The 26,523-nt window shown below is 67.6% G+C and carries 27 protein-coding genes; 14 read left to right on the top strand and 13 right to left on the bottom strand.

Annotated elements, in window-relative coordinates:
- Positions 1-66: 66 nt before the first annotated feature.
- The 12 genes from lpxB to pyrH all read right to left on the bottom strand — a co-directional run bounded on the left by lpxB (position 67) and on the right by pyrH (position 12,089).
- Positions 67-1,275, bottom strand: coding sequence for a lipid-A-disaccharide synthase (gene lpxB, locus ACFQXB_RS06040; protein WP_377400625.1), 1,209 nt, complete (start codon positions 1,273-1,275; stop codon positions 67-69).
- Positions 1,272-2,090: an LpxI family protein gene (locus tag ACFQXB_RS06035; RefSeq protein ID WP_377400622.1), complete on the bottom strand. Its 819-nt coding sequence runs from the start codon at positions 2,088-2,090 to the stop codon at positions 1,272-1,274. Before ACFQXB_RS06035 ends, lpxB begins: the two co-directional genes overlap by 4 nt.
- The gene (gene lpxA, locus ACFQXB_RS06030; protein ID WP_377400619.1) at positions 2,091-2,897 is read right to left on the bottom strand and encodes an acyl-ACP--UDP-N-acetylglucosamine O-acyltransferase; all 807 of its coding nucleotides are present in this window, start codon (positions 2,895-2,897) and stop codon (positions 2,091-2,093) included.
- Complete coding sequence (gene fabZ, locus ACFQXB_RS06025; protein ID WP_377400613.1) at positions 2,897-3,379, bottom strand: 3-hydroxyacyl-ACP dehydratase FabZ; 483 nt, start codon at positions 3,377-3,379, stop codon at positions 2,897-2,899. The genes lpxA and fabZ overlap by 1 nt, the downstream gene beginning before the upstream one ends.
- A gap of 108 nt (positions 3,380-3,487) precedes the next feature.
- On the bottom strand, positions 3,488-4,174 hold the full coding sequence (locus ACFQXB_RS06020) for an OmpH family outer membrane protein (protein ID WP_377400608.1): 687 nt from the start codon (positions 4,172-4,174) through the stop codon (positions 3,488-3,490).
- Positions 4,175-4,210: 36 nt separating this feature from the next.
- Positions 4,211-6,541 carry an outer membrane protein assembly factor BamA gene (gene bamA, locus ACFQXB_RS06015; protein WP_377400758.1) on the bottom strand — a complete coding sequence of 777 codons (2,331 nt, stop codon included), beginning with the start codon at positions 6,539-6,541 and terminating at the stop codon, positions 4,211-4,213.
- 98 nt (positions 6,542-6,639) lie between these two features.
- Positions 6,640-7,977: an RIP metalloprotease RseP gene (gene rseP / locus ACFQXB_RS06010; RefSeq protein WP_377400605.1), complete on the bottom strand. Its 1,338-nt coding sequence runs from the start codon at positions 7,975-7,977 to the stop codon at positions 6,640-6,642.
- Positions 7,978-7,996: 19 nt separating this feature from the next.
- Entirely contained in the window at positions 7,997-9,160 is a 1,164-nt protein-coding gene (gene dxr, locus ACFQXB_RS06005; RefSeq protein WP_377400602.1) for a 1-deoxy-D-xylulose-5-phosphate reductoisomerase, read from the bottom strand.
- Positions 9,160-9,963, bottom strand: coding sequence for a phosphatidate cytidylyltransferase (locus ACFQXB_RS06000; RefSeq protein ID WP_377400600.1), 804 nt, complete (start codon positions 9,961-9,963; stop codon positions 9,160-9,162). The genes dxr and ACFQXB_RS06000 overlap by 1 nt, the downstream gene beginning before the upstream one ends.
- On the bottom strand, positions 9,960-10,658 hold the full coding sequence (gene uppS / locus ACFQXB_RS05995; RefSeq protein ID WP_377400755.1) for a polyprenyl diphosphate synthase: 699 nt from the start codon (positions 10,656-10,658) through the stop codon (positions 9,960-9,962). The genes ACFQXB_RS06000 and uppS overlap by 4 nt, the downstream gene beginning before the upstream one ends.
- Positions 10,659-10,711: 53 nt before the next feature.
- Positions 10,712-11,275 carry a ribosome recycling factor gene (frr, locus tag ACFQXB_RS05990; protein ID WP_377400598.1) on the bottom strand — a complete coding sequence of 188 codons (564 nt, stop codon included), beginning with the start codon at positions 11,273-11,275 and terminating at the stop codon, positions 10,712-10,714.
- Positions 11,276-11,351: 76 nt separating this feature from the next.
- The gene (gene pyrH, locus ACFQXB_RS05985; protein ID WP_377400595.1) at positions 11,352-12,089 is read right to left on the bottom strand and encodes a UMP kinase; all 738 of its coding nucleotides are present in this window, start codon (positions 12,087-12,089) and stop codon (positions 11,352-11,354) included.
- 146 nt (positions 12,090-12,235) lie between these two features.
- On the opposite strand from pyrH, the gene miaA reads away from it, so the two are divergent.
- The 14 genes from miaA (at position 12,236) to ACFQXB_RS05915 (ending at position 26,005) form a co-directional block, all read left to right on the top strand.
- Positions 12,236-13,108, top strand: a complete 873-nt coding sequence (gene miaA / locus ACFQXB_RS05980) for a tRNA (adenosine(37)-N6)-dimethylallyltransferase MiaA (RefSeq protein ID WP_377400592.1) — start codon at positions 12,236-12,238, stop codon at positions 13,106-13,108.
- A gap of 134 nt (positions 13,109-13,242) precedes the next feature.
- Positions 13,243-14,049: a helix-turn-helix domain-containing protein gene (locus ACFQXB_RS05975; RefSeq protein ID WP_377400589.1), complete on the top strand. Its 807-nt coding sequence runs from the start codon at positions 13,243-13,245 to the stop codon at positions 14,047-14,049.
- A 199-nt stretch (positions 14,050-14,248) separates the two neighbouring features.
- Positions 14,249-15,889: an ABC transporter substrate-binding protein gene (locus ACFQXB_RS05970; protein ID WP_377400586.1), complete on the top strand. Its 1,641-nt coding sequence runs from the start codon at positions 14,249-14,251 to the stop codon at positions 15,887-15,889.
- Positions 15,890-15,936: 47 nt separating this feature from the next.
- A complete protein-coding gene (locus ACFQXB_RS05965; RefSeq protein WP_377400583.1) occupies positions 15,937-16,998 on the top strand; it encodes an ABC transporter permease in 1,062 nt (353 codons plus the stop codon).
- 9 nt (positions 16,999-17,007) lie between these two features.
- Positions 17,008-18,168, top strand: coding sequence for an ABC transporter permease (locus tag ACFQXB_RS05960; RefSeq protein WP_377400580.1), 1,161 nt, complete (start codon positions 17,008-17,010; stop codon positions 18,166-18,168).
- Between the two features lie 3 nt (positions 18,169-18,171).
- The gene (locus ACFQXB_RS05955) at positions 18,172-20,220 is read left to right on the top strand and encodes an ABC transporter ATP-binding protein (protein ID WP_377400577.1); all 2,049 of its coding nucleotides are present in this window, start codon (positions 18,172-18,174) and stop codon (positions 20,218-20,220) included.
- Between the two features lie 360 nt (positions 20,221-20,580).
- Complete coding sequence (locus tag ACFQXB_RS05950; protein WP_377400574.1) at positions 20,581-21,000, top strand: flagellar biosynthetic protein FliO; 420 nt, start codon at positions 20,581-20,583, stop codon at positions 20,998-21,000.
- Positions 20,997-21,773 (top strand): flagellar type III secretion system pore protein FliP, encoded by a 777-nt coding sequence (fliP, locus tag ACFQXB_RS05945; protein ID WP_377400571.1) that lies wholly within the window; start codon positions 20,997-20,999, stop codon positions 21,771-21,773. Before ACFQXB_RS05950 ends, fliP begins: the two co-directional genes overlap by 4 nt.
- Positions 21,774-22,040 (top strand): flagellar biosynthesis protein FliQ, encoded by a 267-nt coding sequence (gene fliQ / locus ACFQXB_RS05940; RefSeq protein ID WP_377400568.1) that lies wholly within the window; start codon positions 21,774-21,776, stop codon positions 22,038-22,040.
- 3 nt (positions 22,041-22,043) lie between these two features.
- Positions 22,044-22,862: a flagellar biosynthetic protein FliR gene (fliR, locus tag ACFQXB_RS05935; RefSeq protein ID WP_377400565.1), complete on the top strand. Its 819-nt coding sequence runs from the start codon at positions 22,044-22,046 to the stop codon at positions 22,860-22,862.
- On the top strand, positions 22,855-24,030 hold the full coding sequence (locus ACFQXB_RS05930) for an EscU/YscU/HrcU family type III secretion system export apparatus switch protein (protein ID WP_377400562.1): 1,176 nt from the start codon (positions 22,855-22,857) through the stop codon (positions 24,028-24,030). Before fliR ends, ACFQXB_RS05930 begins: the two co-directional genes overlap by 8 nt.
- Entirely contained in the window at positions 24,027-24,251 is a 225-nt protein-coding gene (locus ACFQXB_RS05925; RefSeq protein WP_377400559.1) for a hypothetical protein, read from the top strand. The genes ACFQXB_RS05930 and ACFQXB_RS05925 overlap by 4 nt, the downstream gene beginning before the upstream one ends.
- A 203-nt stretch (positions 24,252-24,454) precedes the next feature.
- Positions 24,455-25,225, top strand: a complete 771-nt coding sequence (locus ACFQXB_RS05920; RefSeq protein WP_377400556.1) for a hypothetical protein — start codon at positions 24,455-24,457, stop codon at positions 25,223-25,225.
- 75 nt (positions 25,226-25,300) lie between these two features.
- Positions 25,301-26,005 (top strand): hypothetical protein, encoded by a 705-nt coding sequence (locus ACFQXB_RS05915; protein WP_377400553.1) that lies wholly within the window; start codon positions 25,301-25,303, stop codon positions 26,003-26,005.
- 245 nt (positions 26,006-26,250) lie between these two features.
- Here the strand turns inward: ACFQXB_RS05915 and ACFQXB_RS05910 are convergent, their stop codons facing one another.
- Entirely contained in the window at positions 26,251-26,445 is a 195-nt protein-coding gene (locus ACFQXB_RS05910; protein ID WP_377400550.1) for a hypothetical protein, read from the bottom strand.
- Positions 26,446-26,523: the final 78 nt, after the last annotated feature.

Here is a 26,523-nt window from a genome sequence, read left to right as displayed (position 1 = left end):
TTCGCCCTGCAAGCCCGATCGAGGCCCATGATCCTGCCTCTCCCGCCGGCGCGGCGGCTCAGACCCTCAACCGGTGGGCGCGCCTTCCCCATCGGCAGCACCCTGCTGCGCGGGTTCGACGGAAAGTCCCAATGCCGCCAGCACCGAGCGCGCCGCGCGTTCACCGGGGGGTGGCCCGCCCGCCCCCAGCCGCCGCATCGTCTCGGCCATGGCGGCATCTTGCGCGGCGCGGGCGGCGCCTTCGGGAAGCAGCGCCAGCAGCGCCTGCGCAATGGGTTCCGGCCTGCAATCGGCGCCAAGAAACTCGGGCACTGCCTTGCTTTCGGTGACAAGGTTCACCAGGGTCACCGTATCGACCCGCACCATCCTCCAGATGATCTGCCGTGACAGCCAGTTGAAATCATAGGCAATGACCATCGGCACGGCATTTGCCGCCAGTTCCAGCGAAACCGTGCCCGAGGCTGCAAGCGCCACATCCGCCGCAGCAAAGGCGGCCCGCTTGGCCATCTGGTCCGCAGGGTCAAGCAGCAGCGGTTGCCCGGGCCAATCCGCGGCCAGCGCGGCGACCAGATCGGCGCTGCCCCGCACGCGCGGCACCACCACGCGCGCCTGCGGATGCGCGGCGATCACCGGACCAAGCGCCGCGCCGAACCGGGGCGCAAGCCGCGCCACCTCGCCCCGGCGCGATCCGGGCAGGGCCAGCACCAGCGGCGCACCGGGCGCAAGGCCAAGCGCAGCGCGGAAGGCAGCAGCCTCGGCCGGTGTTGCGCGCGGCTCGCTCACCACCGGGTGGCCGACGAAATCGCAGGTCATGCCCGCTGCCTGCATGTAGGGCGGCTCGAACGGCAGAAGCGCAAGGACATGGTCGATGACCTTCGCCATCTTCTGTGCCCGCCCCGGCCGCCACGCCCAGACCGAAGGTGCGACATAGTGGATCATGCGTTGCCCCGGCCGCTGGTCCCGCACCAGCCGCGCGACGCGGAGGCAGAAATCAGGGCTGTCGATGCCGATCACCGCATCGGGCGCCACCTCCAGCGCCGCCTGCGCCGTTTCGCGGATGCGACGTTTCAGATGGACGTATTTCGGCAGAACCTCGGCAAGGCCCATCACCGAAAGCTCCTCCATGGGAAAGAGGCTGACAAGCCCTTCGGCCTGCATCAGCGGCCCGCCCACGCCGTGAAACCGCACCTCGGGCCGAAGCCGTTTCATCGCCGCCATAAGCGCCGCGCCAAGCTTGTCGCCCGAGGCCTCTCCGGCGATGAGGAACAGCTTCATTCCGCCGCCCGCGCCCAGAGGAACAGGCCCAGGCGATCAGCCTCGGCGATCATGGCCTCCCGGTCCAGCAGCAGGACGCCGCCCGCCTCGAAGGCGATGCCGGCAAGGCCCGCCGCATGGGCGTTGCGCACCGTGGCAGGCCCCAGCGCCGGCAGGTCAACCCGCTTGTCCTGCCCGGGCTTGGGCGCCTTGTAAAGAAGGCCCGCGCGGTCGGGGCGCAGGGGCCCAAGCGCGGCGACCTGTCCCAGCATCGCATCCGTGCCCGGCAGCGCCTCGGCCGCAAGGCACAGCCCGCCCGACACAACCGCGCCCTGCCCCACATCCGCCGCGCCAAGCGCCGCGACCACCGCCGCGGCCCGTGCCGCATCGGCGCGATCCCGCGATCCGGGCTGATGCACGCCCAGCACGCCCGCCTGTGGCACAAGGTCCGGCAGCACCGCATCGGCGCCCACAACGGCCAGCCCCTCTTCCTCGAAGATGGCGATCACTTCGCGCAAAGTGGCGTCGTCGCCCTGCTGCATCGCGGCCAGCATCCGCGGCACCATCATCGCGGTGCGCGGATCGAACTGTTCGGGATCAAGGCGGGGCCGCTGCACCGCCCCGGCAAAGATCACCCGATCGACCGAGAGGTCATGCAGACGCGCGATGAACGGAGCAAGCCGCTCGATCCGGAAGGGCTCCAGCGGGAGATCGACGCCTTCAGGCGGAAAATCCTGCAGATGAGCGATGATCGGCGTCGTGCCCTGGGCAACAAGCGCCTGGCTCAGCACGCCGGGCAGGCTGCCCTTCCCCGCGACGATTGCAAGATGTGCCATTCAACCCCTCGGCGTCAGGAACGACCGGTCCGAACCGGCCAGAATGAAGGATGCGATTTCACGCACCAGGTCATTGTCGCTTTCGGCCAGACGGCGGGCGCGGTCGGCAAAGGCGCCCTCGCCCCCGCTGAGCGTCGCATAGGCGGCCCGCAGGGTGGCGATCTCGTCGCGCGAAACGCCCTTGCGCTTCAACCCCACAAGGTTCAGCCCGTCCAGCCCGCCGCGCGGCCCCTGCACCAGCCCATGCGGGATCACGTCATTCGTGACCATCGTCACCGCGCCGATGATCGCGCCGCGCCCCACCCGCACCCATTGATGGATGCCGGAAAGTCCGCCGATGATCACGTCATCCTCGATCTGGCAATGCCCGGCAATCGCGGCCTGATTGGCGACCACCACGCGGTTGCCGACCTGCGCGTCATGGCCCACATGCGCACCGGTCATGAACAGGCAGTCGTCGCCGACCCGGGTGATGCCGCCACCGCCTTCGGTTCCGGTGTTGAGCGTGGCGCCCTCGCGGATTCGGTTGCGCTTGCCGATGACCAGCCGCGTCCGCTCGCCCCGGAACTTGAGATCCTGCGGAACCTCGCCGACGCAGGCGAAGGGAAAGATGGTGCTGCCTTCGCCCACCTCGGTCCAGCCGGTGACGACGGCGTGGCTTTTCACCTCGACGCCGGGGCCCAGCACCACCTCGGGGCCGATCAGGGCGAAAGGCCCGATCACCGCACCCTCGCCGATCACCGCACCCGGCTCGACCACGGCCGAGCCATGCACCCTTGCGCCGGGATGGATTCCGGGGCCTGCCATCACCCCTGCTTCCGCAGGTCGATCATCGCGGTGAACTCGGCCTCGGCGGCTAGTTCGCCATCGACGCGGGCCACGCCCTGGAATTTCCACACCCGGCCGCCGCCGCGCTTGGTCGTGACCTCAAGCTCAAGCACATCGCCCGGCACCACCTTGCGGCGGAACTTGCAGCCATCGACATTCATGAAATAGACCAGCGGATCCTTGTCCACCAGATCGAGTGTCAGCCCCACCAGCACGGCCGAGGTCTGCGCCATCGCCTCGACGATCAGCACGCCGGGCATTACCGGAACGCCGGGAAAATGCCCCTGGAAGAACTGCTCGTTGATGGTGACATTCTTCACGCCCACCGCCCCCTTGCCCGGCACCACGTCGCGCACGCGGTCGATGAACAGGAACGGATAGCGGTGCGGGATGATCCGCTGGATCAGGTTGATGTCGGCAACGGTCGTCTCGGCCCAGGGGTTCGGCGCGGTTTCGGTCATCTCAATGCTCCATGGGTGGCCATCGCCCGAATGCCTTCCGTGCGCGGCCTGTCCTCCCTGACCTAGCAACTCGCCCCGAGAGAGGCAAGCAGCGTGCAGGTGGACCGGTCAGCGCTGTGGGGGAACGACATGCGGCCCGGGCAGCGGCGCCGGATCGGCATCGGGCAAGCCCGGCGCGGGCATCGCGCCGGGGATCCGGCCCTGGTCGGGCACGGCGCCCGGACCTGCCTCCTCGCCCTGGTCCCGGGGCGCGACCGTGCCATCCGGGGCCGCCTCGGCCTCGCCACTGCCCAGCGTGGCATCGATCCGGGCAAGCGCCTCGGCAGTGATGTCCAGCCGGTCCGACGACAGGAACACCGTGCGGGAATCGAGGATCACTTCGGCGCCAAGGTCGTCCATGATCGCGGCCAGGATCGGCAGGGCGGCCCCGACGAAGGACTGATAGCCCAGCTCGGTGCGGGCGCTGATCTCGCGGCTCTTGGCATCCTGGGTGCGGCGGATCTCGGTCACGCGCTGGTCGAAGGCTTCGGCCAGGGGGCGGAACTCCTCGGCGGGAAGCGTCGGCCGCAACTCGGTCAGCCGCCGTTCCTCTGCCTCAAGCTCGGCCTCCATGCGGCGGTTTTCGGCGGCAAGCTCCTGATAAGCGGCTTCGATCTCGGCCTGCAGGCGCTGGCCGAACAGCGAATCCTCGAACAGCCGTTCCTGATTGATGGTCAGGATCGGGCGCGCCTCCTGCGCCCGGGCGCCTCCTGCCAGCGCCAGGCACAGGGCGGTTACGGTCAGCACGCGGCGCATCGAAGGCTCCTGGCTTGGCCGGGTCAGGTATCGCGGTCAGAACCGGGTCGATACCGTCAGGTCAAAGTTCTGTTCGCGGTCATAGTCGAGCTTGCGGATCGGCTGCGAGAAGTTGAACCGCAGCGGCCCGATCGGCGTGGTCCAGAAGATCGAGAAGCCCGCCGCTGCCCGCAGGTGGATGCCGTCATCGACTTCCTGTCCGCTGAAGCCGGTGGTCTCGTCAAGCCCCCAGAGCGAGCCCACGTCCATGAACACGCCGCCCGAGACGCCATATTCCTCGGGCAGGCCGATCGGGAACTCGGCTTCGAACCGGGCAATGGCGAAGGCATTGCCGCCAAGCGCATCCTCGTCCGGGGCAGCGAGATCGCGGGGGCCGATGCCGTTGGGTTCGAAGCCGCGCATCCGGCTGCCAAGGTTGAAGCGGTTCAACACCCGGCTTTCGCCCGAGATCATGGTCAGAAGCCCGCCCTCAAGCTCGGCGCGCAGCAGCACGTCCTCGTTGAAGACCCGCCGCTCGACCCGGGCCAACGCGGTGCTGGTGACCGATTCCACATCGCCGCCAAGGCCCGCGAAATCCTGCCCCACCCGGAAGGTGTAGCGGGTGTTCGGATCGATCCGGCTGCGGGCGGTGTCGAAGCTGTAGGTATAGCCCACGCCGCTGGAAATCAGCGCGCCCTGTTCCGCCGCGAGGATCGGCGAGGAAACCGCAGGATCGACATCGCGCAGATCGTCGCGCGAAATCTTGTAGCGCAGTTCCAGCCGGCCCAGTTCGCTTACCGGGAATTCCAGCGCCGGGCTGAAGCCCGTCAGCCGGGTGTTGTAGCTGGCGTAATCGCGGTCGGTGCGCGTCGAATAGACGTTGAACTTGAGCGCGAGATCCCGGTCGAGGAAGGCCGGCTCGCGGAAGTTGAAGCTGAAGGACCGGTTGCTGGAGGTGGTGTTGACCGTCAGATCGACATACTGGCCGCGGCCAAGGAAGTTCTGTTCCGACAGGCTGGCCGCGAAGCCCACGCCCTGCGCCACGCCATAGCTGACGCCGAAGGAAAGCGAGCCGGTGGGCTGTTCCTCGACATCGACATCGACGATCACCTGATCCTGCGCCGTGCCCTGACGGGCGTTGACCTGCGCATCGGCAAAGAAGCCAAGTGCGCGGATCCGTTCGGCAGCCTCGCGGATTTCGCGCGGGTTGAAGGGGTCGCCCTCGACGGTGCGGAACTGGCGGCGGATCACCTGATCCAGGGTGCGGGAATTGCCCTCGATGTCGATCCGCTCAACGAAGATCCGCGGGCCGCGCACCAGCGCAAACTGCACGTCCAGCGTCTGGGTCTGGGGATTGCGGGTGATGCGGGGATCGATGCGGACAAAGTTCAGACCCTGCCGCAACGCGAGGTTTTCCATCCGCGCGATGTTGTTTTCGATCAGCGCCGGTGAATAGACGGTGCCGGGGCGCATCCGCAGAACCGCCTCATAGTCGGCGGCATTCACCTCGGGCACTTCCGATACGGTGCTGATCTGGCCGATCCGGTATTGCAGACCTTCCTGCACCGTGAAGGTCACGAAAAAGCCGTCGCGTTCGCGGGCAAGCTCGGGCGTGGCCGAAAGCACCTGAAAGTCGATATAGCCGCGCGACTGGTAGAAATCCCGCAGAAGCTGGCGATCAAGGTCGATGCGTTCGGCGATGAAGGTGTCGCGCTGCACGAAGCGGCGCAACAGGCCGGCCTCTTTCGTTTCCAGCACGCCGCGCAGCCGCCGGTCACTGAAGGCGCGGTTGCCGACGAAGGCAATGCGCTCGATCTCGACCACATTGCCTTCGCGGATTTCGAACACCAGATCGACGCGGTTCTCGCTGCGGCGGATGATCCGCGGCTCGACCGTGGCGGCAAGGCGGCCCGACTGGGCGTAAAGCTCGGTGATCGCGGCCGCATCGGCCTCGGCCTGGGCGGGGGAATAGACGCGGCGCGACTGGGTCTGCACCACCGCGCCCAGCCGTTCGTCATTGATGCGGCGGTTGCCCTCGAAGCTGATGACGTTGACGGTGGGATATTCCTGCACCCGGATCACCAGCCGGTTGCCCTGCGGTTCGATATCGACCATCTCGAACAGGCCCGAATTCTGGATGCGCTGCAGCGCCGCGTTCAGTTCGCCGGCCGAAAGCGCCGCGCCCTGATCGATCCCCGCATAGCTGAGGATCGTGCCGGCGCCGATGCGCTGGTTCCCCTCGACCACCACCGAGTCGAAGCGGAACGACTGGGCAAAGGCGGGCGAGACGAACTGGCCCGCGGGAACCGCCGCAGCAAGAAGAACCGCAAGCGCGATATGCGACACGCGCCCAAGCCTTGCCCGTCCGCCCGTGCCGCCCGTTTTCATGTTCCGCATTGTCTGCCCCGTTCGCCGTATTTGTTGCCACCCTGAGTAGCCGGATCAGGGGGGCTTGTCAAAAGCGAAGGGCGCCCGGGTGACCCCGCTCAGGGGCAGAAAATGTCATTGGTCAGCGCAAAGACCATCAGCGTCAGCAACAGGGCAAGCCCCGCCGTCATCAGGATACGCAGCGCCCGTTCGCTGGGCGGGCGCCCGGTGACGGCCTCCCAGGCGTGAAAGACCAGATGCCCCCCATCCAGAACCGGGATCGGAAACAGGTTCAGAAGCCCCACTGCCGTGGACAGAACCGCGATGAACCAGATGAAGGCGCCGATGCCCTGCGCCGCAGCAGCGCCCGAGGTTTCGGCGATCCCGATCGGACCACGCAGATTGCAGGAACTGATCGCGCCGGTGACCATGTGCCAAAGGCCGGAAAGGCTGGTGCGGGCGATGAACCATGTCTGCTGCGCGCCCTGCCCCATGGCCTCGAACGCGCCGGGGCGGCGGGTTTCGGGGCTGAAGGCCGGGCCGCCGGTAATGCCGATCAGCCAGCGCGTCTCGAAGCCGCCGGCGGCCGTGGGCATGTCCATGCGCCGGGGCGCAAGCGCGAGGTCAAAGACCTCGCCGTTGCGCCAGACCTCCAGCAACAACGGCGCGCCCTCGGTGGCGGCCACGCGTGCGCGCAATTCGGAAAAGGCATGGACGGGGGTGCCATCGATGGACAGAACCACGTCGCCCGGCTGCATGTCCACGGACGAGGCCGCCGATTGCGGCTGCACCGCCCCCACCAGCGGCGGCAGGGGGAACGGCCCCTCGACCCGCAGTTGCTGGCCGTCGCGCTGCACGAGGTATTCGACCGAAGGCGCAGGTGTCAGCGTCTCGGTCACGGCATAGAAACGGGTGTAATCCGGGGTGTCCTGCCCCTCGATCGCAAGGATGCGGTCGCCCTGGCGCAGGCCCTGCGCCTCGGACGGCAGGGGCGTAAGCTGGCCCACGACGGGCTGGTCCGTCGCCACCCCCTGCACCAGGAAGAACCCGGCAAAGACCAGGATCGACATCACGAAGTTGAAGACCGGCCCCGCCGCGACCGTTGCCGCCCGGGCCCAGAGCGGCGCGCCATGCATCGTGTGGCGTTGCGTGGCCGCATCCATCCCCGACAGCGCCGCGCCATCCCGCCCCGAGGCCGCATCGGAATCGCCCAAAAACTTGACATAGCCGCCCAGCGGCAGCGCCGCGACCTGCCAGCGCGTGCCACGCCGGTCCACCCGCGAAAACAGCACCGGACCGAAGCCGATCGAGAACACCTCGGCATGAATACCCGACCACCGCCCGACGATGTAATGGCCGTATTCATGCACCGCGACGATGATCGACAGGGCGATGACGAAGGCGGCAACCGTGTAAAGCAGGCTGCCAAACGACGGGATCAACCCGATGATGTCCACGAAACTACCTCTGGTCCTGTCAGTGCCGCGACGCGATCACCTCGGCCGCCTGTCTGCGGGCGAGATGGTCCATCGCAAGCACGGAATCAAGGCTGTCGGCCGCGGTTGTAAAGCCCTGCGCGACGCTTGGCCGCGCCAGAACCTCTTCCACGACCTCGGCCATGGCGGGGAATGCGATGCGCCCCGCGATGAAATGATCAAGCGCGATTTCCTTGGCGGCGTTGAATGCCGCGCCGGCGAGCCCGCCTGCAGCCATCACCGCACGCGCCAGCCGCAGCGCTGGAAAGCGGGCCTCGTCCGGGGCTTCGAAGCTCAGTTGTGACAGCCGTGCAAGATCCAGCCGTTCCACCGGCACATGGCCCCGGTCGGGCCAGTGCAGCGCAAAGCCGATCGCATGGCGCATGTCCGCTGGCCCCAGATGCGCCATCAGCCCGCCGTCGGCAAAGCCTACCAGCGCATGCACGATGGATTGCGGATGCACCAGCACCTCGATCCGCGCGGGATCAACGCCAAAGAATTCGCGCGTTTCAATGACTTCCAGCGCCTTGTTGAACATGGACGCACTGTCGATCGAAATGCGCTGCCCCATCGCCCAGTTCGGATGGGCCACGGCTTCGGCCGCCGTGACATGGGCCAGACGTTCGGCGCTCCAGCCCCGGAACGGCCCGCCCGAGGCGGTGATGATCACCCGTTCGACCTGCGCCATATCCTCGCCGCGCAGGGCCTGGAAAATGGCGGAATGCTCACTGTCCACCGGCAGGATCGTCGCGCCATGGCGGCGCGCCTCGGCCATCAGCAGGGGGCCGGCCGTGACAAGGCTTTCCTTGTTCGCAAGCGCCAGGGTCCGCCCCTGCGCCAGCGCCCGGAAGCCCGGCGCAAGCCCGGCCGCGCCGACGATGGCCGACATCACCCAGTCGGCCGGCCTCTCGGCGGCCTCAAGCAGCGCCTCGGGGCCGGCCGCAACGGCGATCCCGCTGCCTGAAAGCGCGTCGCGCAGCGCGGCGTAGCATTCGGGATGGGCCGTCACCGCCAGTTCCGCGCGATGCCTGCGCGCCTGTTCGGCCAGAAGCGTCACGTTGCGCCCGCCGGTCAGCGCAACAACCTGCGCCGGCATGCGGCCCACCAGATCCAGCGTGTTGACGCCGATCGAGCCCGTGGACCCGAAGACCGAGATCCGCCGCATCAGAAGGCTGTGCCCGGCACGGGCGGAAAATCGGCAAGCCGTTCGACCAGAAGCAGGAAGATCGCCGCCCCAAGCATTCCGTCAAATCGGTCCAGCAGCCCCCCGTGGCCGGGGATGAGGTTCGAGGCGTCCTTGACCCCCATCTTCCGCTTGACCGCGCTTTCGGCCATGTCGCCAAGCTGCGCGGCCATCGCCGCGGCAATCGACAGCCCGACCAGATCGATGCGCGCGCCGGTCACGGCGATGATGCCAAAGCCCACCGCAGCAGCACCAACCCAGCCGGCAATCGTGCCCGACCAGGTCTTTTTCGGGCTGACACGCGGCCAGAACTTCGGCCCGCCGATCACCCGGCCGGCGAAATAGCCCAGCACATCCGAGGCCACCACCACCGCCACAAGCCAGACGATCCAGATCAGCCCGAATTCGTCGCGCAGATGAAAAAGGCCGAACCCCGCCAGGACAATCAGCGCGCCATAGCCGCCAAAGAGGCTGCGGTTGCGGCGCAAAAGCCCGATACCCGCGATCGAGGGCAGCAAGGCAAAGGGCAGCGCCAACGCCACCGGCACAAGGCCCGAGAGCAGCACGGCGCCCCCGGCCATGGCACCCAGCACCAGCCCCGCCTTTCCCCGTGGCTCGGGGGTGAGGATGGCGTGCAGCTCCCAGATCATGCCGGCGACGATCAGCGCCACCAGCAGAAGAAACCAGACCCCGCCGGCCCAGATGGCACCGATCCCCACGGCGGCCATGATGATCGCCGATCCGAACCGGGGCGCCAGATCCTGAAACTTTCCGCTTCCGATCATGCCTTCACCGCCCCGAACCGGCGGTCGCGCAGCGCAAACCGGTCAAGGATCGTGCCCAGTTCCGCCGGCGAGAAATCGGGCCAGAGGGTGCCGGTGAATTCGTATTCCGCATAGGCCGACTGCCAGAGAAGATAGTTCGAGATCCGCGTCTCGCCGCTGGTGCGGATCACCAGATCGGGGTCGGGCAGATCGGCGGTATCCAGGGCTGCGGCCAGCGTTTCCTCGGTGATCGCCTCGGGCGTCAACACGCCCTGGGCCGCAGCCTCGGCCAGTTTGCGCGCCGCGCGCATCAGTTCGTTCCGGCCGCCATAGTTGATGGCGACCGTCAGGTTCAGCCGGTCATTGCCGCAGGTGCGGGCCTCGATCCCGTCCATCAGCCGCCGCAACCGCCCGTCCAGGGGCGCGCGGTCCCCGATGAAGCGCATCCGCACCCCCTCGGCATTCAGCCCCTCGGCCTCGCGCTCGATATAGCGGCTGAACAGCGTCATGAGGCCAAGCACCTCTTCGGTGGACCGCTTCCAGTTCTCGGTCGAAAAGGCATAGATCGTCAGATGGCTCACCCCCAGATCGGGGCAGGCCTTGACGATCTGCTTGACGCGCTCGGCGCCGCGGCGATGGCCAACCAACCGCGGCCAGCCGCGGTTCCTGGCCCAGCGGCCGTTGCCGTCCATGATGATGGCCACGTGCAGCGGCATCGTCACACTGATGTCCTTGGCGGCCAAGCGCTGCTCCCTCCCGATCCGCAGGATCAGACCTGCATGATCTCCTGCTGCTTGGTTTCCAGAAGCTTGTCCACGGCGGCGATCGCCTTGTCAGTGAGTTCCTGGATCTCGTCCGACCAGATCTTCTGTTCATCCTCGCTCATGCCGGCGGTCTTGGCCTTCTTGATCCGGTCCATGCCGTCGCGGCGGACGTTGCGGATCGCAACGCGCGCATGTTCGGCATATTGTGCGGCGACCTTGGTCAGCTGCGTGCGGCGTTCCTCGTTCAGCTCGGGAATGGGCAGGCGAATGATCGGGCCATCGACCACCGGGTTGATGCCAAGGCCCGAATCGCGGATCGCGCGTTCCACCTTGCCGACCAGCGCCTTGTCCCAAACGTTGATCGTCACCATGCGCGGTTCGGGCACGTTCACGGTGCCCACCTGGTTGATCGGCGTCATGGCACCATAGGCGTCCACCATGATCGGCTCGACCATCGTGGCCGAGGCGCGCCCCGTCCGCAGCGAGGCGAATTCCTGCCGCAGCGCGGCCATGGCGCCGTCCATGCGGCGGTTCAGATCGTCAAGATCGATTTCGATGTCTTCGGACATGATGTCTCTCTTCTTATTGTCGTCGGTCCCGGGGCGTTGCCTTCGTCATAGTCGCAAAGCCCGCGCTTGGATAGTCTCAGCCATGCACCCTTGTATAGGTTCCCTGCCCGCTCAGGATGCCGCGGAATCCGCCGGGTTCGTCCAGCGAAAAGACGATGATCGGCAGGTTGTTGTCCCGCGCCAGCGCAATGGCCGAGGCATCCATCACGCCCAGGTTCTTCTGCAGCACCTCGTCATAGCTCACGCGGTCGTAGCGTTTGGCATCCGGGTTCTTGACCGGATCCTTGTCATAGACGCCATCGACCTTGGTGCCCTTGAAGATCGCCTCGCAGGCCATTTCGTTGGCGCGCAGCGTCGCGGCGGTATCGGTGGTGAAATAGGGGTTGCCGGTGCCGGCGGCAAAGATGACGACGCGCTTCTTCTCAAGGTGGCGCACGGCGCGGCGGCGGATGTAGGGTTCGCAGACCTGGTCCATCGGAATGGCCGAGATGACGCGGGTATGAACGTTCAGCTCTTCCAGCGCCGACTGCATGGCCAGCGCGTTCATCACCGTGGCCAGCATCCCCATGTAGTCGGCGGTGGTCCGCTCCATCCCCTGCGCACTGCCCTGTAGCCCGCGGAAGATGTTGCCGCCGCCGATCACCATGCAGATCTCGACCCCAAGCGCATGGACCGACCGGACCTCTTGCGCGATGCGCTGGACGGTCGGCGGATGAAGGCCGAAGCCCTGCGGGCCCATCAGCGCCTCGCCCGAGATTTTCAGAAGGACGCGCTTGTATGTCACGCCCTTTTGCGGTTCCTGTGCATCGGTCATGGATGTCGTCTTTCGCTGGCGCAGCCCGAAGGCGCGCAAATCGGCTGTTTTCCTGGCGCGCAAAATGTCGGAAAAGCGCCCGGGGTTCAACCGCTCTCGGGCGGGATGGGCAGAATGGAACCGAAAAGGAAGACAGGACGCGGGCGATGCAGGATATTCTGGAGCGGATCGACCCCGGGCGCCCGGTCCTGATTGCCGGGCCGACGGCCTCGGGCAAATCCGCGCTCGCGCTTTCGATCGCGGTGGCGCAGGGGCGGCCGGTGGTCAATGCCGATGCCTTGCAGGTGTTCGACTGCTGGACTGTCCTCACCGCGCGGCCCACGCCTGCGGATACGTCGCGCGCACCACATCTGCTTTACGGCCATGTTGCGCGCGACCAACCCTATTCGGTCGGGCATTGGCTGCGCGAGGTGACGCCGCTGCTGCCGGACCGGCCGGTGATCGTCGGGGGAACCGGGCTCTATTTCTCGGCGCTCACCGAGGGGCTGGTCGAAATGCCCGCCACCCCGCCTGATCTGCGCGCGCTGGCCGACCGCCGCCGCGCCGCCGAAGGGTTCGAGGCGCTGCTGGCCGAGCTTGACCCGGCAACACGCGACCGCATCGACCAGCGCAACCCCGCAAGGGTGCAGCGCGCCTGGGAGGTGTTGCAGGCCACAGGGCGTGGTCTCGCCGCCTGGCAGGACGAAACCGGCCCTCCGGTTCTGCCGCTCTCAGAGGCGCAGGCTTTGGTGCTGAAACCCGACCGCGACTGGCTTGGCGCGCGGATCGACCAGCGGTTCGAGCGCATGGTGCAGGACGGCGCGCTGGACGAGGCGCGCGCGAACCTGCCCCATTGGGACCTTGCCGCGCCATGGGCGCGGGCCATCGGCGCGCCGGAACTGATCGGCTGGTTGCGGCGCGAGATGACGCTGGACGAGGCCGTCGCCGCCGCCAAGCTGGCCAGCCGCCAATATGCCAAGCGTCAGCGCACCTGGTTCCGCAACCGGATGCGCAGCTGGGAGGCGCTTTCCCTGCCCTGATGGCGGATCGGCCACAGCGCCGGGGGCGTGGCGGGCGGCCTTGCGATTTGCGCTTGGGGTTCGGCACGGCCCTGCCCTAGGGTTGCGTCATCCGACCGAACCCGCGCAAGGGTCGTTCCAGAAGGACAGCGGAAATGGCAGTGACCCTGATTCCCGACAGCCCGGCCCGGCCGCGTGTGGTGCCGATTGCCCGTCTTGCCGCCGGCGGACGCTGGCGGATCGAGGCGATGCGCTCCTACGCCGAGCCGCTGCTGCTCTGGTTCACCCGGGGCCAGGGGCGGATCACCGTGTCCGGCGTCACCCGGGGCTTTGGCGCCCATAATGCGATCTTCCTGCCGGCCGGCACGATGCACGGCTTTGACATGACCGCCCAGACCTATGGCACCGCGCTGTTCTTCGGCCGCGACCACGGGCTGACCCATCTGCCCGAGGCTCCGCAGCACCTGCGTCTGCGCGAGGCCTCTGCCCAGGCCGAACTGACATCGCTGATCGACCAGATCCAGCGCGAATCCGACGGGCGCCGCCCCGGCCATGACCGCGCGGTGCATCATCTTTCGGGGCTGATCGCGATCTGCATCGAGCGGCTTGCCCTGCACCAGGAACCGGCGCGGCGCCCCGATGCGGCGCACCGGCTGGCAGCGCGCTTTGCCGCGCTTCTCGAACGGGATTTCCGGCAGGGGCTGGACATTGCCGATTATGCCACCGCGCTGGGGGTGACCCCCACCCATCTCAGCCGCGCCTGCCGGCAAAGCTGTGGCCGTGCCGCCCATGATCTTCTGCAGGACCGGCTGCTGTTCGAGGCCCGCCGCCTGCTGGCCGAAACCTCGGCCCCGGTCAAGGAGGTCGCGAAGAGCCTCGGCTTCCGCTCGCCCGCCTATTTCACCCGCAGCTTTCACCAGCGCACCGGCAAGACGCCCTCGGCCTTCCGCAAGGGGGGCTGACGCCCGCGCCTCTTCCCGCGCCGGCTGTGGCAAGATCCCTGACGGATCCCGCGTTTGATACCCTCACGGGTTGACCTGACGGCCTCTGTCGTTTCTTCTACGAGGACTTGTCGCACCTGGCCCTTCCGGCCGGCCTGCCACCGGCACATGCGGCGCTGCAACGAATGGCTGGCCCTGCCGGCCGGGACAGGAGGAACCGATGACCAAGCCATCGCCCGATGCGGGCACCCTTCACCCCGCCGTGACGCTGTTCGCGCAGGAATGCCGTGCGGGCCTTCTTGACCGGCGCGAATTCCTGACCCGGGCCAGCGCGCTGGGCGCCTCGGCCGCCGCGGCTTACGGCTTGCTGGGGCTGGCCGCCCCTGCTGCGCGCGCCCAGACTCCGGTTCAGGGCGGAACGCTGCGGATCCAGATGGAGCTGAAGGCGCTCAAGGATCCGCGGCTGGCCGACTGGTCGCAGATCTCAAACTTCTACCGCGGCTGGCTGGAATATCTCGTTGAATACAATATCGACGGCACCTTCGCCCCCGTCCTGCTGGAACGGTGGGAGGTGAACGAGGATGCGACCGAGTATCTGATGTACATCCGCCAGGGTGTCAGCTGGAACAACGGCGATCCCTTCACCGCCCATGACGTGGCCCACAACTTCGAGCGCTGGTGCGACGGCACGCTTGAAGGCAATTCCATGGCAGGACGCATGGCGCCGCTGATGGATACCGAAACCAACCGTCTGCGCGCGGATGCGATCGAGATTCTGGATGACCACAGCCTGCGCCTGGCGCTGTCGGAACCCGATATCACCCTGATCGCCAACCTTGCCGATTATCCCGCGGCGGTGGTGCATCCCTCCTATGACGGTGGCGATCTGCTGGCCGCGCCGATCGGCACCGGCCCATTCCTGCCCGAGAACTTCGAACCGGGGCTGCGGGCCACGTTGGTGCGCAACACCGACCATGCCTGGTGGGGCGAAGGCGCCTGGCTCGACCGGATCGAGTTCACCGACTACGGCACCGATGGCGCCGCCTGGGTCGCCGCGGCCGAGGCGGACGAGATCGACATGACCTATCAGACCACGGGCGATTTCATCGACATCATGGATGCGCTGGGCTGGACCCGCACCGAGGCGATCACCGCGGCCACGCTGGCCGTGCGCTTCAACCAGGAGGCGCCGGAATACCGGGATGTGCGCGTGCGCCGCGCGCTGCAGATGGCGGTGGACAATGCGGTGGTGCTGGAACTGGGCTATAATGATCTTGGCGAGGTGGCGGAAAACCACCATGTCTGCCCGATCCATCCCGAATATGCCGAATTGCCGCCCCCCGTCCACGATCCCGCCGCGGCGCTGGCGCTGCTGGAGGAAGCCGGCCATGCCGAGACCGAGTTCGAGCTGATCTCGCTCGACGATGACTGGCAGGCCGCGACCTGCGATGCGGTGGCGGCCCAGTTGCGTGACGCCGGCATCAATGTGCGCCGCACCATCCTTCCGGGCGCGACCTTCTGGAACGACTGGACCAAATATCCCTTCTCGGCGACCGAATGGAACATGCGCCCGCTTGGCGTGCAGACGCTGGCGATCGCCTATCGGTCCGGCGTGGCCTGGAATGAAACCGCCTTTTCCAATGCCGAGTTCGACTCGCTTCTGACCGAGGCGATGTCGATCGCCGATGCCGATCAGCGCCGCGAGGTCATGGCGCGGATCCAGCAGATCCTGCAGGAGGAAGGCGTGCTGATCCAGCCCTACTGGCGCTCGATCTACCGGCACAGCCGCCCCAATGTACGGGGCGCCGAAATGCACCCGACCTTCGAGTTGCACCTCTACAAATACTGGCTGGAGGACTGAGTGCCGCGACCGGGCGGGCAGCAGCCCGCCCCGCCAGAGGCCCCGTCATGCTGAAGTTCCTGTTGCGCCGGGTGGCGCTGATGATCCTGACGGCGCTGTGCCTGACGTTCATCGTCTTCTACCTCACGCATCTGCCGCCCAACCTAGAGAAACTGGCCCGCACCGAAGCCTCGAGCCGGATGACCGATGCCGAGGTGGCAAGCTGGCTGGTGCGCAATGGCTATGACCGGCCGTTGTTGCTGCGCTATGGCGAATGGCTGGGCGTGGTGCCTGATGGCGCGGGTGCCGCGGCCGGTGTGCCTGGCCGTTGCGCGGCGCCCGAGGTGCGCTTCTGCGGTGTCCTGCAGGGGCACTGGGGCTTTTCCACCAGCCTGCGGAGCGATGTGGCAACGGTTCTGGGCTGGAGCCTGCCGGCCACCGGCTGGCTGATGATCTGGGTGATGATCGTCATGGTGCCCACCGCGCTGACGCTGGGGGTTCTGGCCGGCATGCGTGAAGGCAGCCGCACCGACCGCGCACTTTCGGCGGTGGCCATCGGCAGCGCTGCCACCCCGGAATATGTCTCGGGCGTGGTGCTGATCGCACTGCTCGGCTCGGCCAGCACGGGGCTTTCGCCGATCCTGAAGGACTGGGGCCTTCTGGACCGCAACACCCTGTTCCTTGGCACGGCCACCAGCGCCAGCACCCGCATCACCTTCTGGAACTTTGCCCTGCCGGTGGCGACGATCGCGCTTTACGGCACCGGTTACATCGCGCGGATGACCCGCGCCAGCATGGCCGAGGTGATGACCCAGCAGTATATCCGCACCGCGCGGCTCAAGGGCCTGGGCTTTGGCACGATCGTCCTGCGCCATGCGCTGCGCAACGCGCTGATCGCGCCGTTCACCGTCATCATGCTGCAGTTCCCCTGGCTTCTGAACGGCGTGGTGATCGTGGAAACCCTGTTCAACTACAAGGGGTTCGGCTGGACGCTGGTGCAGGCGGCGGGCAACAACGACATTGACCTGCTGCTGGCCTGTTCGGTGGTGGCGGTGGTGGTGGTGCTGGCAACCCAGCTTGTATCCGATCTTGGCTACCGGCTGCTCAACCCCCGCATCCGCGTGACATAGGAGAGGCCGATGGAACCGCTTGGCTGGGGCGCAATCCTCTGGCAGGCCCTGATCCGGTTCTGGCCGGTCTGGGCGGCGCTGGCCGTAACGCTCGCGGTGTCCTTTTCGCTGCGTGCGCGGCTGGGGCTTTATGGCCGCGTCATCACCGGCCCCATGGGGCTTCTGGGCGTGGTGTTGGTGCTGTTCTGGGTGTTCACGGCGCTTTTCGCCGATCTGATCATCACCCATCCGGTGCTTGCCGCACAAAGCGGGATGCGCAATGCCTTGCCGGGCGCGCCGCTGCCCAACCCGGGCGAGGGATATGGCCATTACCTGCTGGGCGGTGACAGCCGCGCGCGCGACGTCTTTTCGCGGATGGTGATGGGCGCGCGCCGGGTACTGGTTATCGCGCCTGCCGCGACGGCGCTCGCCTTTGTCATGGGCATCACCCTGGGCCTGCCGGCGGGCTATGTCGGCGGGCGGCTGGATGCGGCGCTGACCTTCCTTGCCAATCTGGTTCTGGCCTTTCCGGTGATCCTGCTGTTCTACCTTCTTGTCACGCCGGAAATCCAGCTTACGGCGATCCCGACGACTCTGGCGGCGGTCCTGTTCCTGTTCCCGGTGCTGTTCCTGCTGCTTCTTGTGCACAGTCGCCAGTCCGGCAGCGGTCTGATGCGGGCCGGGGCGCTGGGAGCGGTGCTGCTGCTGGGGTTCTGGGCCTGGGCGGGGCTGGCCTTCGATGCGGATCCCCTGGGACTCTGGCGGATGGAGCCGAACCTGCTCAACGTCTTTGTCGCGGTGGCCTTTGTCAATGCTCCGACGGTGTTTCGCATCGTGCGCGGCCTGACCATGGATCTGCGCGCGCGCGATTACGTGGCCGCCGCCCGGACCCGTGGCGAGGGCCTTTGGTATATCCTGCTGTGGGAAATCCTGCCCAATGCGCGGGGCCCGCTGATCGTCGATTTCTGCCTGCGCATCGGCTATACGACGATCCTTCTTGGCACGCTGGGCTTCTTCGGTCTGGGGGTCAGCCCGGAAAGCCCCGACTGGGGCTCGACGATCAATGATGGCCGCAGGCTTCTGTCGGCCTTTCCGCATGCGGCGCTGGCCCCGGCCCTGGCGCTGATGAGCCTGGTTCTGGCGCTGAACCTTCTTGCCGATGCGCTGCGCGAAGCCAGCGAGAGGGACTGACCCATGCCACCGATCCTTGACATCGACGCACTCTCCGTCCGCTTTACCACCCGCGCCGGCGACATTCCCGCGGTTTCGGAGTTTTCCTGCCGCATCGGGCCGGGCGAGGTTCTGGGCCTCGTGGGCGAAAGCGGCTGCGGCAAGTCCACGGTGGCCCTGGCGATTCTGCGCGATCTGGGCCGCAATGGCCGGATCAGCGCCGGCACGATCCGGTTCCGTGGTCGCGATCTGGCAACGCTGAGCACGTCCGAGCTGCGTCGGATCCGCGGCGCCGAAATCGCGATGATCTATCAGGAACCCATGGCGAGCCTCAACCCCTCCATGAAGATCGGCGCGCAACTGGCTGAAGTTCCTATGCTTCACCGGAATCTTTCCCGCCGCGCTGCGCTTGATCGTGCGCGCGAGATGATCGCGGATGTGCGCCTGCCCGACCCCGACCGCATCCTGAACGCCTATCCGCACCAGTTGTCCGGCGGCCAGCAGCAGCGCATCGTGATCGCGATGGCGCTGATGGCGCGGCCGGCGCTTCTGATCCTGGACGAGCCCACGACCGCGCTGGATGTGACGGTCGAGGCCGGGATCATCGATCTCGTGCGTGGCCTTGGGCGCAAATATGGCACGGCGATGCTGTTCATCAGTCACAACCTTGGCCTTGTGCGGGACGTCTGCGACCGGATCACGGTGATGTATGCCGGCGAGGCCGTCGAATCCGGCAAGGTGGCGACCGTCTTTCAGGACATGCGCCACCCCTATACCCGCGCGCTGTTCGACGCGATCCCCCGGCCCGCCTCGGATCGCATCACCCGCCCGCTTCGGCCCATTCCCGGCACCTTGCCGCTGCCGCGGGATCGCCCGCCGGGGTGCAGCTTTGGCCCGCGCTGCGACCATTTTCAGGCCGGGCGCTGCGACGCGGGACCGGTGCCGCTCTTGCCTGCCGGAGCGGGGCACGACAGCCGCTGCCTGCGCCTGCACGAGATCGACTGGCAGGCGGTGCCGCCTCCCTCGCGCCGCCCGCCGCGCGCACCCCTGGGCGAGGTGCTGCTGCGGGCCGAGGATCTGCGCAAGTGTTATCCCGGCCCGGACGGGCGGCCGATCCGCGCCAATGAATCCATCAGCTTCAGCGTCCGGGCGGGCGAAACCTTTGCCATCGTGGGCGAAAGCGGCTGCGGGAAGTCCACCCTTGCCAAGCTGATCACCGGGCTCGAGACCGCAAGTTCGGGCCGGTTGCTGCTGGAGGGGCAGGAAATCCAGTCGCTTCCGGTCGAACGCCGCCCCCGCGCACTGGTCGCCGGCCTGCAGATGGTGTTCCAGAACCCGTTCGACACGCTCAACCCGTCGATGACCGTGGGCCGGCAGATCCTGCGGGCGCTGGAGCGGTTCGGCCGCGGCGACAGCCGCGAGGACCGGCGCAACCGGATGCGGGATCTTCTTGATCTCGTCAAGCTGCCGGCGGCGATCGCGGCCCGGCGGCCGCGGCAGCTCTCGGGCGGGCAGAAGCAGCGCGTGGGTATCGCCCGCGCCTTTGCCGGGGAAGCACGGATCGTGGTCGCGGATGAACCCGTCTCGGCGCTGGACGTGAGCGTGCAGGCCGCCGTGACCGAGCTTCTGGGCGAGATCCAGCGCGATCACGGCACCACGCTGGTACTGATCAGCCACGACCTGTCGATCGTGCGCTATCTCGCCGACCGGGTGATGGTGATGTATCTGGGTCATGTGGTCGAACTGGGCACGACCGATCAGGTCTTTGCCCGGCCGCATCACCCCTATACCGAGGCGCTGCTGTCGGCGGTGCCGCAGGTCGATCCGGGGACCGACCGCAAGCCGATCCTGCTGGAGGGCGACATGCCCTCGGCCCTGGCACCGCCCCCCGGATGTCCGTTCCAGACGCGCTGTCATCGCCGGCATCTGGTGCCGGGTGATCGGTGCGCGACCGAACTGCCACCCCTTCATGACCACGGGGGCCACCAGATCCGCTGCCATCTGGATGCCGCGGTGCTGGTGGGGTGCGCGGAGGATGCCCAGACGCGATCAGACGCGCCCGCCCCTGACTGAGGCGGTCGAGCGCGTTGCACGACGCCCCTGTCCGCGCGTCCCTGTCGCGCCCGCATCAGGGCGAGGCGCGCCGGAACGCCCTGCGGGCCTTGTTCCGGAACTGCCGACTGCGCGGCGGCAAAGCCCTTCCTGCCGGCCTGACCCGGGAAATTCCCGCCCGGGGCGGCCGCAGGGCGCCCCCTCATCCCCGCCGCGGCACCTCCTGTCATCCGCCACTTCCCCAGCGGCAACCGCCCCTCGCCTCGGGGTGCGGGGGCCCTGCATCTGCCAAGGCCCTCCGGGCCGGGCGGTGTCAAAAGCCTGACAAACTAGCGCGGGGCGATGCGAAGCTCCTGACATAACGAGAAAAATCTCTTTGGCATGGTTCCTGCATTTCCGTTTCCGGAATCGATGGAAGGCATGGCGATGGAGCTTTTGACGACGGGCCGGATCATCACGCTTGTGGTGTTTCTTGCGCTTCTTCTGGCGCTTTGGGCGGCGGTGCATCTGCAGCGCGGCGCGCTTGGGCACCGCTTGCGCGCGGCGCGCCGGCTTGCGGTGGTCGAGGCCGTTTCGCTGGGAGACCGCGAGCGTGCGGTGCTGATCGAGGTTGATGGCGCGCGGTATCTCGTGGTTACGGCCCGGGGGCAGGCACCGCAACTGCATCCGCTTCCCGCCGCCACCGCTGCGCCCCTGCTGCACGGGGGCGCCGCCTCAGCCGGAACGGCCGCGCATCCCGCCACATTGCAAGGCCCCGTGGCGCCCCCCGCAGGCCCAACCCCGACAGGAGCGCGCCCATGATCCTTGCCCCTGCCTGGCGCAGGTTGCGCGCCGCGATCGCGATGCCACTGGCACTGCTGATGCTGATGTCCCTGTCATCGGCCGCCGCCGCGCAGGGACTGCCCGCGCTCTCGATCAGCAGCGGCCCCGAGGGCACCACCTGGTCGCTTTCGCTGCAGATCCTCGCGCTGATGACGGCGCTGACGGTGCTGCCGTCGCTTGTTCTTGGAATGACGGCCTTTACCCGCATCATCATCGTGCTGTCGATCCTGCGGCAGGCGCTGGGAACGCAGCAGACGCCGCCGAACCAGGTTCTGATCGCGCTGGCGCTGTTCCTGACCTTCTTCATCATGCAGCCGACGCTGGGCGCGGTGTATGACCGGGCGCTTGATCCCTATCTTCAGGGCACGCTTGCCCCCGAGCCGGCGCTGGCCGAAGCCACGTCGATCGTGCGCGGCTTTCTGCTGCAGAACACCCGCAGCCGCGAGCTGCTGCTGTTCAGCGAGCTTTCAGGCACCGGACCCTATGAAACCGAAGCCGACGTGCCGCTGTCGGTGCTTCTTCCGGCCTTCCTGACCTCCGAACTCAAGACCGCGTTCCAGATCGGGTTCCTGCTGTTCCTGCCCTTTCTGGTGATCGACATGGTGATCGCCTCGATCCTCATGGCGCTGGGGATGATGATGCTGAGCCCGATGCTGGTGTCGCTGCCCTTCAAGCTGTTGCTGTTCGTGCTGGTGGACGGCTGGTCGCTGACGCTGGGGGCGCTGGTGTCCTCGTATGGGCAGGGGATGTGAATGGATTTCGACGGCAATATCGAACACCTGCGGCTTGCCTACTGGACGATCATCATCATCTCGGGGCCGGTTCTGGGGGTGGCGCTGGCGGTGGGGCTGGCGGTGGGCGTCCTGCAGGCTGCGACCTCGATCAACGAGGCGACGCTGAGCTTCGTGCCGAAGCTGGTGGTGGTGCTGGCGACGATGGGGCTGGCCTCGGCCTTCATGCTGGGCCAGCTGACCGACTATTTCGCCTTCGTCATCGAAGACATCGGCGCGATCCGATAGCCGATGCTGTTTGTTCCCGGCACCGCTGACGCCCTCCCGGGCCTGGCCCTTCAGGGGCTGCTGGACTGGCTTCTGCAGCTGTTCATCGCGACGCTGCGCTGCGGAGGCTTCCTGATTGCCGCGCCGATGTTCGGCGCCCGCCAGATCCCGGTGATGGTGCGGATCGTGCTGTCGGTGGCGCTGGGGCTTCTGGTGCTGCAGATCGTGCCGCTGCCATCGCCGCAGATCCTTGCAACGCCCGCCGTGCTGCCGGTGATCGCGACCGAGCTTGCGATCGGGCTGACGGCCGGGCTGGTGCTGACCATATTCTTCGCCGCCGCCTCGGTCGCCGGGGACCGGATCGCCGCGACCTCGGGGCTTGGCTTTGCGGCGCAGTTCGATCCGATGGGCGGCGGCCAGACGCCGGTGGTCAGCCAGTTCTTCGCGCTGTTCCTGGTGGCGATCTTTCTTGCGCAGGAAGGACATCTGGCCGCCCTCTCCATCCTGATCGACAGCTACCGCATCATTCCCGTCGGTGCGCCGGCGAACCTGCCTGCCCTGACCGCGGCCGGGATCGCCGCCGGCGGGCAGATGCTGTTTCTGGCCGCGCTGATCATGCTGCCGGTCGTGGCGGCCTTGCTGCTGATCAACATCACCATCGGCGTCATCACCCGGTCGGCCCCGCAGCTGAACCTGTTCTCCTTCGGCTTTCCCGTGACATTGCTTGCGACCTTCGCGCTTCTGTTCGTGAACGTGCCGCATCTGGCGCATGCCTTTGCCGATCTGACCGGGGCGGCGCTGGCGGCGCTGCGCGACATGATCGGAGGGCTGGCCGATGGCTGAGGGTCAGGACGACGGCCAGGAAAAGACCGAAGAGCCCTCTGCCCGCAAGCTGGACAAGGCACGGGAAGAGGGGCAGATCCTGACCTCGAAAGAGGCGATGGTCTTTGGCACCCTTGCCGCCGGCACGCTGCTTCTGATGATGGCACCGCCGCTGGTGCCACGCATCACGGGGCATTGGGCCGGCTATTTCCGCATCACCTCGCCCGAGACGCTGGAGGCGGTTGTCCTTGGCCACCTGGTCCAGGCGCTGCTTGCGGTGATCGTGGCGGGGCTTGCGCTGGGCGTGCCGCTGATGCTGGTGACGCTGGGCATCCAGGCGGCACTGGGCGGGATCAATTTTGCCCCCGGGGCACTGGGCTTCAAGGTCAAGCGCATCAACCCGCTGTCGGGGCTCAAGCGGATGGTGTCGCTCAAGGCGCTGGTGGAAATGGGCAAGGCGGTGCTCAAGGTGCTGTTGCTGGGGGCAAGTGCGGCCGTCACGATCCTGCTGTTGCTGCCGCAACTGGATCTTCTGGCACTGCAGGGGCTTGGCGCGGCCTCGGGACAGATGCACGCGGCCTTGCTGTTCGTGCTGGCGGCGCTTCTTGTCGGGCTGGCGGTGATCGCGGTTCTGGATGTGATGTGGCAGCATCACAGCCTGATGAAGACCCTGCGCATGAGCCGGCAGGAAATCAAGGACGAGAACAAGCAGACCGAAGGCTCGCCCGAGGTCAAGTCGCGGATCCGGCGCCTGCAGTATGAAGCCAGCGCCCGTGCGGCCAGCCAGCGGGGGGCGCTCGACAAGGTGGCGCAGGCGACGGCGATCATCACCAACCCGACGCATTTCGCGGTGGCCCTGCATTATGAACCCGGCAGCCCCGGCGCCCCGGTGGTTCTGGCCATGGGGCGCGGCGCAATCGCCGAGGAAATCCTGCGCCGCGCAGATGCGGCGGGCATCACCCGGTTCCAGAGCCCGCTTCTGGCCCGGGCACTTTATTTCACCGGCAGCATCGGCGCCGAAATCCCCGATCCGCTTTATTCGGCGGTGGCGACGGTTCTGGCGCATGTGTTCCGGCTGGAACAGGGCCTCGCGGCCGGGTCGGCCCCGCCTGCACCGCCCGAAGTCGATCTGCCCGAGGATATGCGGTTCGACGAATTCGGCAAACCCCTGAAAGGAGCGACAGCATGAGCCTGCGCAGCCCCGACAGCCTTGGTGAAAAGATAAGCTCGGCAGCCTTCCTGGGCATGGCGCTCTGGCTCGGGCTCGAGGCACTTGGCGCGGGGCCGGGGTTGCGCGGGATTGCGCTGGGCCTGTCGGCCCTGATGTGTCTGGCAGGCGCCTTCCGCTTTGCGCTGGGCCGGCTGTTGCGGCGGCTGCGGCGCGCCCGCAAGCCGCGTCGCGGGGGCTAGGCAATGGCGCGCACCGGCTGCACGGGCTGCCTGTATCTGCGGGTGACCCATCGTCCCGAAAGGCCGTGGGCCTGTGCCGCGATGGGCTTTGCCGCGCGCCAGCCGCCGGCGCTGGTCGTGCGGCAGACGACTGGCATGGATTGTGCACTGTTCCAGCCGAAACCGCCCCCCGCGCCCCCACCGCAGCAGCCCCGGAGACCGAGATGAGCAGCAAGACCCAGGCGATCGAGACCAGCATCCAGCTTGCGCTGGATGCGGCCGATGCGGCAACCGATGTGACGCATGAATTCAACCGCATCAAGAACGACTTCAGCCGCCTTGGCGCGCGGATGGAACAGGTGCAGCGCATGGCCAGCTTCGTGCTCGCCGGCGCTTTGGTGGGCCTTGTTCTGGCGATGGGCATGGGCGGGCTGATCTATTTCCGCTCGCTGACCGAGCTGCGCACCATGACCGCCACGTCGGTGGAAAACCTCGTGTTGCTGACCGATACGATGGACCGGCTGGAACAGGTGCTGGAGCCGGGCGAGAGCCTGACCGCCCTGGTCGAGGATCTGGCCGCGCGCAACGAGGGGCTGGCCGAGATGCTCGCCCGGATCGAGGCCCAGGTGGCCGAGGCCACGACAGAGCTTGCTGCAAATGCCGCGCAGGACTCCCCCGCCGCCGCGCTGGATCCGCAGATGGTCAGCGCGCTTTACCGCCATATCGACGACGGGCTGGCGCGGCAGCTTGGCGAGATCGGTACGCTGATCGCCGATCTGCAACTTGCCACCAGCAAGATGCTGGCCCCGCTGGGCGGCGGCGTGCAGATCGAAGAGATGCTGAACAGCCTTCTGCGCCAGCAGGCCGAACTGACGGCCCGCCTGGCGCCGGCTGCGGCCGGCGCGGGCCGCGCCGCGCAACCGGCTGCCCGCCCTGCGGCGCGCAGCCCGCAGCGCCCCGCAGCCGTGATCGACAACCCGCTGCAATATCCCTGAGCGATGATCCCGCCCGCCCCTGCCTCTGACCCCACCCCCTCCGGAAATGCGGATGCGCCGGCGGATGGCTATCTGATGCTCAAGCCCAATCCCGGCCGGACGGCCCGCGCCTTTGGCCTGCGGGGCGGCGATGTGCTGATCGGGCTTGATGGCGCGCCCTTCCGCGGCACGCCGGACGTGTTGGCGGTGCGCATGGCACCGGCCGCCCCAGGCCGCGAAGTGGCACTGACCCTTTGGCGCGACGGGCGCGTATTCTCGGTTCTCGCCCCGCGGCCTGATCTGGGGCATTGGGCGGTGGCGTCCTCCGAACTCTGCTCCCGCATCGGGACCGAACCGGATTTGGCCGAAGCCGCAGAACGACCGGGCTTGCGAAGCTGGGAGCTTTGGTGCGGACCTGCGCGAAACAGCCAGCGCCCTGCCGACCTGCTTGCCTTGGGCGAGGACTGGCTGGCCGTGGCGCTGCCCCCGCTCTGGATGCTGAACCGGCGGCTCTGGACGCCATTTGTGGCGGTGGTTCTGGCGTGCCTTGCGACGGCGCTGGTCAGCCCGTTTCTGGCGCTTCTGGCCTATGGGCTGGTGATGCTGTGCACCCGACGGGCGCGGCTCACCCTGCTGCGCGGTCAGGCGACGACGGCCGGGCTTGGCTTCTGGATGGTGATCGCCGCCCATGACGAGCGCGAGGCGCAGAACGTCGCGCAGCGACTGGATCCGGCGCTCTGCTTCCGGTGGGGTGCCAAACCTGTCGCGGTGCAAGCGCCTTCCCTGGCCGAAATCGGCTGAGCCGCGGTCCTTCGGCCGCAGCGTGCAAGCCGGCCCGGCAGTGGCTTCGTATCATCCTTATCGACCCTTTCCGACAGCCTGCCGTTGGCGTTGAGGGCACGGATACCGCCGGGACGGAATTGTCGGCCCGGGGCGCGTCCGGTCTGCGAAGCCGGATCCTGGCGCGGAGGTTCGAAAGCTTGCGCCGGTGCCGCGTCAGAAATCCGGTGCTGCGGCGGGATCGGCCGCCTCTGTTTCCTGATGCGTCAGTCCACAGCGGGCGCGGCCTGCCCTGTGCCAAGGATCACCCAGGGCAGTGAAAGCGTCTGGGTGAGCCGTTCCTCTGCGGCCATGGCCGCGTGCAGCGCCGTCACCTCGTCCTGCAAGGCGTGCAGCCTGGCCTCGTGGTGCCCGGTCGGACCCCAGAGCATCAGCGCCGCCGCCGCCAGAAGGCATGCCACCGCCAGCACCTTGCGCGACGGGCGCCGCCAGAACCGGCGCGGCGGCGCGGGCCCAGACCGCGCAGCACCCGCCCCGGC

This window comes from Halodurantibacterium daqingense, assembly GCF_042666235.1.
Taxonomy (GTDB): domain Bacteria; phylum Pseudomonadota; class Alphaproteobacteria; order Rhodobacterales; family Rhodobacteraceae; genus Halodurantibacterium; species Halodurantibacterium daqingensis.
Note: the sequence above shows the minus strand (reverse complement) of the source record. Positions and strands in the feature narration are given on the sequence as shown.

What these genes read in the sequence shown, in the direction of transcription:
- fliP (WP_377400571.1), top strand. Translation starts at nt 20,997, where the DNA reads ATGATCCTTGCCCCTGCCTGGCGCAGGTTGCGCGCCGCGATCGCGATG.
- bamA (WP_377400758.1), bottom strand. Translation starts at nt 6,541, where the DNA reads ATGAAAACGGGCGGCACGGGCGGACGGGCAAGGCTTGGGCGCGTGTCG.
- fabZ (WP_377400613.1), bottom strand. Translation starts at nt 3,379, where the DNA reads ATGACCGAAACCGCGCCGAACCCCTGGGCCGAGACGACCGTTGCCGAC.
- ACFQXB_RS06035 (WP_377400622.1), bottom strand. Translation starts at nt 2,090, where the DNA reads ATGGCACATCTTGCAATCGTCGCGGGGAAGGGCAGCCTGCCCGGCGTG.
- ACFQXB_RS06020 (WP_377400608.1), bottom strand. Translation starts at nt 4,174, where the DNA reads ATGCGCCGCGTGCTGACCGTAACCGCCCTGTGCCTGGCGCTGGCAGGA.
- ACFQXB_RS05920 (WP_377400556.1), top strand. Translation starts at nt 24,455, where the DNA reads ATGAGCAGCAAGACCCAGGCGATCGAGACCAGCATCCAGCTTGCGCTG.
- fliQ (WP_377400568.1), top strand. Translation starts at nt 21,774, where the DNA reads ATGGATTTCGACGGCAATATCGAACACCTGCGGCTTGCCTACTGGACG.
- ACFQXB_RS05960 (WP_377400580.1), top strand. Translation starts at nt 17,008, where the DNA reads ATGGAACCGCTTGGCTGGGGCGCAATCCTCTGGCAGGCCCTGATCCGG.
- frr (WP_377400598.1), bottom strand. Translation starts at nt 11,275, where the DNA reads ATGTCCGAAGACATCGAAATCGATCTTGACGATCTGAACCGCCGCATG.
- pyrH (WP_377400595.1), bottom strand. Translation starts at nt 12,089, where the DNA reads ATGACCGATGCACAGGAACCGCAAAAGGGCGTGACATACAAGCGCGTC.
- ACFQXB_RS05965 (WP_377400583.1), top strand. Translation starts at nt 15,937, where the DNA reads ATGCTGAAGTTCCTGTTGCGCCGGGTGGCGCTGATGATCCTGACGGCG.
- ACFQXB_RS05955 (WP_377400577.1), top strand. Translation starts at nt 18,172, where the DNA reads ATGCCACCGATCCTTGACATCGACGCACTCTCCGTCCGCTTTACCACC.
- ACFQXB_RS06000 (WP_377400600.1), bottom strand. Translation starts at nt 9,963, where the DNA reads ATGATCGGAAGCGGAAAGTTTCAGGATCTGGCGCCCCGGTTCGGATCG.
- ACFQXB_RS05975 (WP_377400589.1), top strand. Translation starts at nt 13,243, where the DNA reads ATGGCAGTGACCCTGATTCCCGACAGCCCGGCCCGGCCGCGTGTGGTG.
- ACFQXB_RS05950 (WP_377400574.1), top strand. Translation starts at nt 20,581, where the DNA reads ATGGTTCCTGCATTTCCGTTTCCGGAATCGATGGAAGGCATGGCGATG.
- lpxB (WP_377400625.1), bottom strand. Translation starts at nt 1,275, where the DNA reads ATGAAGCTGTTCCTCATCGCCGGAGAGGCCTCGGGCGACAAGCTTGGC.
- uppS (WP_377400755.1), bottom strand. Translation starts at nt 10,658, where the DNA reads ATGCCGCTGCACGTGGCCATCATCATGGACGGCAACGGCCGCTGGGCC.
- ACFQXB_RS05930 (WP_377400562.1), top strand. Translation starts at nt 22,855, where the DNA reads ATGGCTGAGGGTCAGGACGACGGCCAGGAAAAGACCGAAGAGCCCTCT.
- miaA (WP_377400592.1), top strand. Translation starts at nt 12,236, where the DNA reads ATGCAGGATATTCTGGAGCGGATCGACCCCGGGCGCCCGGTCCTGATT.
- fliR (WP_377400565.1), top strand. Translation starts at nt 22,044, where the DNA reads ATGCTGTTTGTTCCCGGCACCGCTGACGCCCTCCCGGGCCTGGCCCTT.
- lpxA (WP_377400619.1), bottom strand. Translation starts at nt 2,897, where the DNA reads ATGGCAGGCCCCGGAATCCATCCCGGCGCAAGGGTGCATGGCTCGGCC.
- ACFQXB_RS05915 (WP_377400553.1), top strand. Translation starts at nt 25,301, where the DNA reads ATGCTCAAGCCCAATCCCGGCCGGACGGCCCGCGCCTTTGGCCTGCGG.
- ACFQXB_RS05925 (WP_377400559.1), top strand. Translation starts at nt 24,027, where the DNA reads ATGAGCCTGCGCAGCCCCGACAGCCTTGGTGAAAAGATAAGCTCGGCA.
- dxr (WP_377400602.1), bottom strand. Translation starts at nt 9,160, where the DNA reads ATGCGGCGGATCTCGGTCTTCGGGTCCACGGGCTCGATCGGCGTCAAC.
- ACFQXB_RS05970 (WP_377400586.1), top strand. Translation starts at nt 14,249, where the DNA reads ATGACCAAGCCATCGCCCGATGCGGGCACCCTTCACCCCGCCGTGACG.